8 protein-coding genes are annotated in these 11,369 nt (G+C 30.2%); all 8 read right to left on the bottom strand.

Going from position 1 to position 11,369, the window contains the following annotated elements; genetic code table 11:
* Positions 1 to 241: 241 nt before the first annotated feature.
* On the bottom strand, positions 242 to 2,242 hold the full coding sequence (ligA, locus tag B2W91_RS02950; RefSeq protein ID WP_291578794.1) for an NAD-dependent DNA ligase LigA: 2,001 nt from the start codon (positions 2,240 to 2,242) through the stop codon (positions 242 to 244).
* Positions 2,243 to 2,389: 147 nt separating this feature from the next.
* Positions 2,390 to 4,645: a DNA helicase PcrA gene (pcrA, locus tag B2W91_RS02945; RefSeq protein WP_291578793.1), complete on the bottom strand. Its 2,256-nt coding sequence runs from the start codon at positions 4,643 to 4,645 to the stop codon at positions 2,390 to 2,392.
* Positions 4,646 to 4,772: 127 nt separating this feature from the next.
* Positions 4,773 to 5,081, bottom strand: coding sequence for a YerC/YecD family TrpR-related protein (locus B2W91_RS02940; RefSeq protein ID WP_291578792.1), 309 nt, complete (start codon positions 5,079 to 5,081; stop codon positions 4,773 to 4,775).
* 667 nt (positions 5,082 to 5,748) lie between these two features.
* Positions 5,749 to 5,979 carry a preprotein translocase subunit SecG gene (secG, locus tag B2W91_RS02935; RefSeq protein ID WP_291578791.1) on the bottom strand — a complete coding sequence of 77 codons (231 nt, stop codon included), beginning with the start codon at positions 5,977 to 5,979 and terminating at the stop codon, positions 5,749 to 5,751.
* A gap of 152 nt (positions 5,980 to 6,131) precedes the next feature.
* Positions 6,132 to 7,430 (bottom strand): phosphopyruvate hydratase, encoded by a 1,299-nt coding sequence (gene eno, locus B2W91_RS02930; RefSeq protein WP_291578790.1) that lies wholly within the window; start codon positions 7,428 to 7,430, stop codon positions 6,132 to 6,134.
* 54 nt (positions 7,431 to 7,484) lie between these two features.
* Entirely contained in the window at positions 7,485 to 9,014 is a 1,530-nt protein-coding gene (gene gpmI / locus B2W91_RS02925) for a 2,3-bisphosphoglycerate-independent phosphoglycerate mutase (protein ID WP_291578789.1), read from the bottom strand.
* A 20-nt stretch (positions 9,015 to 9,034) separates the two neighbouring features.
* Positions 9,035 to 9,781 carry a triose-phosphate isomerase gene (gene tpiA, locus B2W91_RS02920; protein WP_291578787.1) on the bottom strand — a complete coding sequence of 249 codons (747 nt, stop codon included), beginning with the start codon at positions 9,779 to 9,781 and terminating at the stop codon, positions 9,035 to 9,037.
* Between the two features lie 27 nt (positions 9,782 to 9,808).
* Complete coding sequence (locus tag B2W91_RS02915; RefSeq protein WP_291578786.1) at positions 9,809 to 11,008, bottom strand: phosphoglycerate kinase; 1,200 nt, start codon at positions 11,006 to 11,008, stop codon at positions 9,809 to 9,811.
* Positions 11,009 to 11,369 lie beyond the last annotated feature (361 nt).

Raw genomic sequence — 11,369 nt, 5'->3', positions numbered from 1 at the left:
GTGCACTAATCTAAGTTGTGAATTAATATATCAAGCTATAACTTATATTCAAGCATACATTAAATTTTAGAGTAGTATATCTATAAAGTTATCCACAGATTTAACTTTTTATAATTTCCTATAGAATAAAAAACAAAGCGTTAATCCTTTGATTAACGCTTTATTTATCTTTATTTCTTCATTTATTTTTATTAAATTTAAACATAAAAGCTCATAATAAAGTTTTAACTAAACTTATATGCTATAATCCATCTATCATTTTTTCAAATTCTTCTTCATTTAATACCTTAATTTCTAATTCTAATGCCTTAGCATGCTTAGAACCTGGGTCTTTACCTACTAAAACGTAATCAGTTTTTTTACTTACGCTACTAGATATTTTTACTCCTAAAGCTTCTAATTTTTCTTTAATTTCATTTCTCGAATAATTTTCCAAAGTTCCTGTAACTACCATAGTTTTCCCTGCAAAAGGATTTTCTTTTATCTCTAGCTCCTCAAAATAAGGTTTTACCCCTAATTGGAATAATTGTTGAATATTTTCTACAACTTTCTCTAACTTAAAGAACTCTATAATACTTTCAGCTACAATTTCTCCAATTTCCGGAATATTAATTAAAGATTCAAAAGAAGAATTCACTAAATTTTCCATTGTTTTATACTCACTAGCCAAATCTTTTGCAGTTTTCTTTCCTACATTTGGAATACCTAAAGCATATATAAATGAAGCTAATTCACAATTCTTGCTTTTTTCTAATGCATCAATTAAATTTTGAGATTTTTTTTCTCCAAATTTTTCTAAGTTCAAAAGCTCTTCTTTTTTAATTCTATACAAATCTGGAATAGATTTTATATTTAACTTCTCAAATAATGCCTCCGCGGTTTTTTCGCTAAACCCTTCTATATTCATTGCTTCTCTACTAGCATAATGTACTATACTTTTTACCATTTGCGGTTTACAAGATAACGTATTTTCACAAAAATAGTGAACTCCATTTTGAATTAATTCAGCTCCGCAGCTTGGGCAAACTTTAGGTGATTCTATCTCAGAAGAATTTTCTATAGTACATTCTACTATACCCATAATTTCAGGAATAACATCATTTGAACGGCGAACAAAAACATCACAACCTAGCTTAACACCTTTTCTATTAATATCATCCATATTATTAAGCGTAGCCCTCTTTACTGTAACTCCACCTAATTCTATAGGCTCTAGTATGGCTGTAGGTGTAACTCTTCCACTTCTTCCAACATTCCACTCTATAGATAATACTTTAGAAGTTGCCTCTTCTGCTTCAAATTTATAAGCAATTGCCCATTTAGGAAACTTTACTGTGTATCCTAAAAGTTCACGAGTCTTCATATCATTTATAGCAATAACTGCTCCATCTATATCATAATTTAACTCGCTACGTATGCTCTCTATATAAGATATCTCATTTTCTAACTCTTCAATAGTAGTACATACCTTAAAATAAGAGTCTACAGGTAGTCCTTTTTCTATAATGAAATTTATCATTTCTTCATAGGTTTTAAAGGGATTCCCTTCGTTATATGGCATATCATAAAAGAAAGCAGATAAATTTCTCTTCGCTGTTTCTCTTACATTTAAATTTCTTAAAGCTCCTGCAGCACCATTTCTTAGATTCTTAAGTGGAACTTCTGCAGTAGCATTATAACTTTCAAAGGCTTCCTTTGTCATTATAGCCTCTCCACGTACTTCAATTACACTATCATTATTAATCTTAAGTGGTATAGACTTTATAGTTTTAACTTGTGCAGTAATATCCTCTCCTATTTCTCCAGTACCTCTAGAAGCAGCAGTTATAAGTACCCCATCCTCATTATAGGTTAAGTTTATAGAAAGTCCATCAAACTTTTTAGTTACTATATAACTAGGATTAGGCAATTTATCTTCATGATTATTGTTATATTCTCTTATTGCCTTTAAGTTTCTATTATGAAAATCTATAATTCCCTGCAAGCTTTGAGCTTTATCTAAGCTCCATAATCTCCCTTTATGAACATACTTTTTAAATTCAGGCAGCACTACATCTCCAACTCTTTGAGTTGGAGAATGAGGTAGTATTTCTCCTAATTCCTTTTCTAAAGCAACTAATTCATCATATAATTTATCATACTCTTTATCTGAAATTGAAGGTTTATCTGAAACATAATATTCATATGCATACTTATTAAGCTCTTCAATTAATGAAATCATTCTATCTCTATTATTCATCATAAAACTTCCTTTCGAATATTAGCCATCTTAAAAATAACTAGTCAATATGGCCATATTTTCTACATAAAATCGCTATCAATGAATTTTATAGACTTTATGAAAGAAAATATTCATTTACCTTTGACTAGTTATTTTATTTCAGAGACCTTAAAGAAATTCCATTGGTGATTTAGTAAGCATTAGCTTCTTAATTCCCATATTATCAAAAGCAATAGTTAACAGCATATCTTCTCCAGTTCCTGAAACAGAAATTATTGTTCCCACACCAAATTTGGTGTGTTTAACTTTTCTTCCTGGAGTAGCCTCAGTTGCATCTATACTTTTACTATCTTCATCTCCATTTATAATAAAATTTGCCGATTCTGTTATAGAATTTGTAATTCTTTGCATTTCCATTCCCCTTAAAGAGTGTGGATTTACTGCTGAAGTACTCCTAGCTTTACTTTTAAATGTATTTACTCCCCTTGCTTTTTCTCCACCTACGATTTCTTTAAGACTTTGGGGAATCTCAGATACAAAGTCTGATACAGGATAATTTACTGTCCTTCCAAAAACCATACGAGTTTCTGCAGAGGATATATATAAATTCTCTTTAGCACGAGTTATAGCAACATAACAAAGTCTTCTTGACTCTTCCATTTCATGAAAACTATTTAGTGAACTCATACCTGGAAAAATTCCATTTTCCATACCAATTAAAAATACAACAGGAAATTCAAGTCCTTTTGCACTATGCACAGTCATCATTACAGAAGTTTCTTCTTTTTCTTCTAAATTATCTATGTCAGAAACAAGGGTAACTTTTTCTAAAAATGCTGATAATGACTTATCATCACTAGTTTTCTCAAATTCTACAGCATCAGAAACTAATTCCTTTAAGTTTTCAATCCTGCTTTCATCCTCTGTAGTATTAGAATTTTTAAGCATAGCCATATAACCACTTTCATCTAAAATTGCCATAATAAGTTCCGAAATAGGCATGTCATCTGCTCTTGCTATAAAACTATTAATAAGACTTGTAAATTTGTTTATAGATGTCACTGCTCTTGCAGTTAAATTAGGTATCATATCTGCATCTAAAAGAGTATTATAAAGGCAGTCTTCCTGCTGATTTGCTACCTCTTGAATTTTACCTACAGTGGTATCCCCTATACTTCTTTTAGGTTCATTTATGATTCTTCTTAAACTTATATCATCTAATGGATTATTTATAAGTTTTAAATATGCCATTATATCTTTAATTTCTTTTCTATCGTAGAACTTTAATCCTCCTACAATTTTATATGGAATATCTTGTTTTCTAAAAGCTTCCTCTAAAATACGAGATTGAGAGTTCATTCTATAAAGTATAGCAAAATCTTTAAACCCCTTATTTTGCTCTTTCATAAGCCTTTTAATTTCACTAGCGACAAAATTTCCTTCATCTATGTCGCTAAAAGCCCTATACACTTTAAGCTTTTCTCCTAATTCACTCTCTGTTCTTAATACTTTTTCTTTTCTTTGAGCGTTATTTTTAATAACCATATTAGCTGCATTTAAAATATTTCCTTTAGAACGATAGTTCTGCTCTAACTTAATAATCTTTGTATTAGGATAGTCCTTTTCGAAATCTAAAATATTTCTGATATCTGCACCTCTCCATTGGTAAATACATTGATCATCATCCCCAACAACACAGATATTCTCCATTTCATTTACTAAAAGCCTCACAAGTTCATATTGTGCTCTATTGGTATCTTGATATTCATCAACCATTATATATTTAAACTTCTTTTGATAAAATTCCTTTACATCAGGATAGTTCCTTAAAATTTCTACAGTCTTAAATATCAAGTCATCAAAATCTAATGAGTTACTAGCCCTAAGTTTCTTTTGATATAAAAGATAAACATCTGCTATTTTATTCTTTCTAAAATCACTTTCATTCTCTTTTTTAAATTTTTCTGAGGAAATTAAATCGTTCTTAGCGGAAGAGATCTTACTTATAATTTCTCCATCAGTTATATCTTTCTCATTTATACTTAGTTCCTTCATACATTGCTTAACTAAAGTTTTAGCATCATAGCTATCATATATAGTAAAATTTTTATTATAGCCTAATCTATCAATTTCTCTTCTAAGTATTCTTACGCAACTAGAGTGAAAAGTAGAAATCCACATATTTTCTGCTTTTTCTCCTACTAAAGCCATAACCCTTTCCTTCATTTCTCCTGCTGCTTTATTAGTAAAAGTTATAGCAAGGATTTGAGAAGGATATATATGTAAATCTTCTATCATGTGAGCTATTCTATAAGTTAAAACTCTAGTTTTTCCTGAACCTGCACCTGCTAATATTAGTAATGGTCCATCAACATATACTGCTGCTTCATATTGTTCTTTGTTTAATAATTGCTCTAAGTCCATCAAATCACTCCTAAACTAAATATAGGTTACGAACATACTATCTTATTATTATAACACAGATACATTTCTAATAAACCTAAAAAACAAAATCGTGACTTAATGCCACGATTTCTTACTCTATAATTAACTATTTATCCTCTATCCACTTTACTCTTTCAAAAATAATTTTATATCCATCACTGCCATAATTTAAAGATCTATTCACTCTACTAATAGTTGCAGTACTTGCTCCAGTACTACTAGCAATATCAAGATATGTTCTCTTTTCCATAAGCATTCTTGCAACCTGTAATCTTTGCTCAATTGCTTTTATTTCATAAACTGTACATATGTCCTCAAAAAATCTATAAAACTCCTCCTTAGTTTTTAAACTTGCTATTCCCTCAAATAAGAAGTCCATTTCCTTGCTTTCTAGCTTTGATTTATACTCCCCCATGAGCTCTCTCCCCCTTGTTATAAACCTATTCTTTACCATACCTTAATTATATACTTTAATGATTTAGCATGTAAATACGAATTCATAAAGGAAAATATATTTTAGTTTATAAATGTTAATTAATTATTATTTTTATAAATAAGTTAAGTTATATTTTATTTTCATTGCAATTATTAGAAATTTTAAGGAATATTTGTAACAAAAGAAAGGAGATACCATAAATATATAGATAAGCTACCTTAAAATTTAATTTATAGCTAAATGTGGTTACACCCTTGAGTATTTCAATTCACAATTCACAATGCAAAATTCACAATTAAGGTAGAAATTATTTTTGATCAAAATAATTTCTTTAATGGATTTTTTAATTAGCAATGCAATTGCTAATTATTATGTGGCGAACACTATTCGCCGCTACAGTTAATCAATTCTAAATTATGAATTTTGAATTTAGTAGTATTAGTGATAATACCGATAAATGCTATTTTTTTACATATATATTAATTTTAGAGCTGGTATATCTATACTTAGTAAGTAAATTGAATATAATCTTAATTTAATGATATCTTATAAAAGTTAAAAATTTCATGTTCAATATTCTCAATTATCTATTTAAAGAATTATAACAGTTAAAAAAAAGCTAAAGCAGCCTGCGCTACTTTAACTTTTATAAATTCATGTTTATTAATGTTATAGAAATAACAAATACTATTGAAGAAACTATAGTAAGTTTCATTAGAAAAGATTCTTTAGTTTTAGTTTTGTTTTTAGAATAAAATGTATCTGAAGATCCTGATACTAATCCTTGTATTCCGTTTCCTTTACTTGGTTGTAATAATATAGACACTATTACTACAATTGCAGAAATTATTTGAATTGCTAAAAGTGCATTTTTCACTTGTACACCCCTCCTGTACCTAACCATTAATGTACTTATTTTAACATATTAATTTATAATTTACAATGTAAAGTCATTATTGTATATAAAAATTAACTATAAATTCCATAAAAGTTAACACAGGAGGCTTAAATCTCCTGTGTTACAATAGATTATTTTCTTTTGATATTATAGAATGCTTTTATTCCTCTATATTCAGCCATGTCACCTAGTTCTTCTTCAATTCTTAATAATTGATTGTACTTAGCAACTCTTTCACTTCTAGCTGGAGCACCAGTTTTAATTTGTCCTGCATTCATTGCTACAACTAAATCAGCTATTGTTGTATCTTCAGTTTCTCCACTTCTATGAGAAACAACAGCAGTGTATCCAGCTCTAGAAGCCATTTCCATAGCATTTATTGTCTCAGTTAATGTACCTATTTGGTTTAATTTTATAAGAATTGAGTTAGCAACTTCTTTTTCAATTCCCATCTCTAATCTCTTAGTATTTGTAACAAATAAATCGTCTCCTACTAATTGAACTTTTTTACCAAGCTTTTCAGTTATATGTTTCCATCCTTCCCAATCTTCTTCTGCCATACCATCTTCGATTGAAATTATCGGATATTTTTCACAAAGTTCAACATAGTAATTAGCCATTTCTTCTGGAGTTAGAACTCTACCTTCTCCTGCTAAATTGTATTTTCCATCTTCATAGAACTCAGATGAAGCAGGGTCAAGTGCTATAAATATCTCTTCACCAGCTTTGTATCCAGTTTTTTCTATAGCTTCCATGATAACTTTTATAGCATCCTCATTTGAAGCTAAGTCTGGTGCAAATCCACCTTCATCACCAACACCAGTTGATAATCCCTTAGATTTCAATATAGATTTTAATTCATGATAAACTTCTGAACACATTCTTAGTGCTTCACTAAAAGACTTAGCTCCTACAGGCATTATCATAAACTCTTGTAAATCTACATTATTGTCAGCATGGCTTCCACCATTTAGTATATTCATCATTGGTACTGGTAAAACCTTTGCATTTACTCCACCAATATATTGATAAATTCCAAGTCCTAAATATTCAGCAGCAGCTCTTGCACATGCTAAAGATACTCCAAGCATAGCATTAGCTCCTAATTTACCTTTATTTTCTGTTCCATCAATTTCAATCATAGTTTTATCTATTTCAACTTGATCAAATACATTCATTCCTATTAATTCTTCAGCTATTATGTCGTTTACATTATCAACAGCTTTTAGAACACCTTTTCCATTGTATATTGACTTATCTCCATCTCTTAATTCAACAGCTTCATATATTCCTGTTGAAGCTCCAGATGGTACTGCAGCTCTTCCTACTGTTCCATCCTCTAGAGTTACTTCAACCTCTACAGTTGGGAATGCTCTTGAGTCTAATATTTGTCTTGTGTATACGTCAATAATTTCAACGTGTTGTTTCATATAAGTTCTCCTCCTCATAAGGTAAATATTTAGAAATATATATTAAGATATTTACTATTTAATTAATGATTTTCCAGTAATTTCGCTTGGAATATCTAAATTCATAACTTTTAACATAGTTGGTGCAATATCTGCTAATATTCCGCCTTCTCTCAATTCTTTAGCTTCTTTAGAGACATAAATAAATGGTACCTCATTGATTGTATGTGCAGTCATTGGTTTTCCTGTTGAGAAATCTATCATTTGCTCTGCATTTCCATGGTCAGCAGTTATAAATAATGTTCCATCCATTTCTAATATCTTATTTGCTACCTTACCTAAACAAATATCTACTGCTTCTATGGCTTTAACTGCCGCTTCTATAACACCACTATGACCTACCATATCCGGATTAGCATAATTCAGTATTATCATATCATACTCATTGCTATTTAATCTATTTAAAATTTCTTCTGTTACTTCATAAGCACTCATTTCAGGTTTTAAATCATAAGTAGCAACCTTAGGTGAAGGAATTAATGCTCTATCCTCATTAGGATTTGGAGCTTCTACTCCTCCATTAAAGAAAAATGTAACATGGGCATATTTTTCTGTTTCTGCTATCCTAAGTTGTTTTAACCCTTTAGAACTTACGTATTGTCCAAGAGTATTATTGTAACTCTCAGGAGCATAAGCCACTATTACATTTTCTAAAGTCTTGTCATACTGAGTCATAGTTACATAAGTTAAATCAAAAGATTCTCTTTCAAAATGAGTAAATACTTTATCATTTATGGCTCTAGTTATCTCTCTTGCTCTATCTGGTCTAAAATTAAAAAATATTACTGAATCTTTATTAGATATTTTAGCTACAGGACTTCCATCTTCTAATAGCACTGTAGGAATAACAAATTCATCAGTTTTATTATCATGATAAGCCATCTCAATAGCTTCTATAGGATTATTTGCTTTAATACCTTCACCTTTAACTAAAGCATTATAGGCAAGCTCTATCCTCTCCCATCTATTATCCCTATCCATAGCATAATATCTTCCAGATATAGTGGCAATCTTTCCTATATTCTCAGCTTTCATATGAGCTTCTAATTCTTCTATAAAAGTCTTTGCTGAAGAAGGCAGCACATCTCTTCCATCTAGAAAACAATGTACATATACTTTTTTAAGTCCACTATCTTTGCATAATGTAATTAATGCTTTAAGATGATTTATATGTGAATGTACTCCTCCATCCGATAAAAGCCCCATTAAATGCATAGAAGAATTATTCACTATAGCATTATCTATTGCCTTATTAAAGGCATCATTCTTAAAAAATGAGCCTTCATTTATAGCCTTACTTATTCTTGTTAGTTCTTGATAAATTATTCTTCCAGCACCAATGTTTAAATGGCCAACCTCTGAGTTTCCCATTTGACCTTCTGGAAGACCTACACTTATACCACTAGCTTTTAATGTAGTATGTGGATATTCATTAACTAACTTGTCAAAATTGGGCTTATATGAATTTCTTATTGCATTGCCATCTAAATTATCACTTAAGCCAAATCCATCTAAGATCATTAGCATCACTGGTTTCTTAGCCATTATTTATCCCACCTCTTAAATTAATAGTTTACAATGGCACTAAAATCCTGTGCTTTTAAACTAGCACCTCCAATTAAACCTCCATCTATATGTTCTTTTTCCATTTGTTCTTTAATAGTAGAAGGTTTTACAGAACCACCATATTGAATTCTTACAGCTTCACTTACTTCACTGCCATATAACTTTTCTATTACTTTTCTTATAAAACCAATTGTTTCATTAGCATCATCTGCTGTAGCTGTTTTTCCAGTTCCTATAGCCCAAATTGGTTCATAAGCTATAATCATTTCTTTAACATTTTCTGATGTAATTCCATTTAAATCTAATTTAATTTGTTTAGCTAATATCTCTTCTGTTATATTAGCTTCTCTTTCTTCTAATGATTCACCAATGCATAATATTGGAATCAGTCCATGAGTAAAAGCAGCTTTTAGCTTTTTATTAACAGTTTCATCAGTTTCATTAAAATACTGTCTTCTTTCACTATGGCCTATAATTACATATTCAACGCCTAAATCCTTAAGCATTATTGGTGAAATTTCTCCTGTAAAAGCACCATTTTCTTCAAAATGCATATTTTGTGCCCCTACTTTTATATTAGTTCCCTTAGCTACTTCTACTACTGCTGGTAGACATATAGAAGTTGGACATACAACTACATCACAAGTTGCACCCTTAACTAATGGTTTTAATTCTTCTACTAAAGCTGCAGCTTCACTTATAGTTTTATGCATTTTCCAATTACCTGCAATTATTGCTTTTCTCATAACTATCCCTCCAAGCCTAATATTTTTTTATTTATCATTTAGAGCAACTATTCCCGGAAGCTCTATTCCTTCTAAAAATTCAAGTGATGCACCGCCACCAGTAGATATATGAGTCATTTTATCTCCAAACCCGAATATATTTACCGCTGCTGCACTATCTCCTCCGCCTATTATAGTAGTAGCTTCATTATTATTTGCCATTGCCTCTCCAACAGCTTTAGTGCCTTCCTCAAAGTTACTAAACTCAAATACACCCATAGGTCCATTCCATATTATAGTCTTGGATACAGCTATTGCACCTTTATAAAGCTCCCTTGTCTTCGGTCCAATATCTAATCCCATATATCCATCATTAATATTTTCATTTTCTGTTATTATAGGTTTAGCATCTTTTGAAAATTTATCAGCTACTACATGATCTAGAGGAATTAAAAGTTTAATTCCCTTTTTTTCTGCCTTTTTCATCATATCAAGTGCATATTCTACTTTATCTTCTTCTACTAATGAATTCCCTACTTGGTGTCCATTTGCTTTTAAAAATGTATAAGCCATTCCTCCACCAATTATTAAGGTATCAACCTTCTCTAATAAATTATTTATAACGTTTATTTTGTCAGATACCTTAGCTCCTCCTAAGATTGCTGTGAAAGGTCTAACTGGATTTTCAACTGCTTCGCCTAAAAATTTAAGTTCTTTTTGTATTAAATAACCGCAAACAGCCACATCTACAAATTTAGTAACACCTACTGTAGATGAATGAGCTCTATGTGCAGTACCAAATGCATCATTAACAAAAATATCGCAAAGTGACGCTAACTCTTTAGAAAATGTATCTTCGTTCTTAGTTTCTTCACTTCTAAATCTAGTATTTTGAAGTAATACCACTTCACCTTCATTCATTTCCTTTACTAGTCTTATAGCATTTTCACCAACTACATTATTATCATCTGCAAATTTAACTTCTATACTTAAAAGCTCTGATAATCTCTTTGCTATTGGTTCTAAAGATAACTTCTTCTTAGGCTCTCCTTTTGGTTTTCCAAGATGTGAGCATAAAATTACTTTTCCACCATTATCAATTAAATATTTTATTGTAGGAAGAGCACCTAATAACCTGTTTTCATCTGTTATTAGTCCATCTACAATTGGAACATTAAAATCACATCTAACTAATACTTTTTTTCCTTTAACAATTACATCTTCTATAGTTTTTTTGTTGAATACCATTGTTAATCCCCTTTCCTTCTCCTGGATACTTCTCTTAAAATTCTACAATAATTTGGATTTCATTGCAATTAACTAAAACAACATATTTAATTATATTTAATTCTTTATAAATTTTTTTGACATGCTTTAGGTATATGAAAAAAATAACTGTTCAAAGATGGATGTATATTTTATATCAGACAAGAAGACAGGTCTTCGTGATACCCTTAGCTACCATGGAGCTCTGCGATGCAGTATGATGAAAAACAGACAAGCATGCTGACTAGTTATAGGGATCCAATGTAGAAACTTAATATATACTCTGGAAAATAAATTTTCTATAAAAGCAGCTTTATCCCGTAAAAATTAAGGATTAATAATT

Source organism: Clostridium sp. UBA6640 (genome assembly GCF_002455975.1).
In the GTDB taxonomy this organism is placed as follows: domain Bacteria; phylum Bacillota; class Clostridia; order Clostridiales; family Clostridiaceae; genus Clostridium_J.
This window is presented reverse-complemented; position numbering and strand designations above follow the sequence as displayed.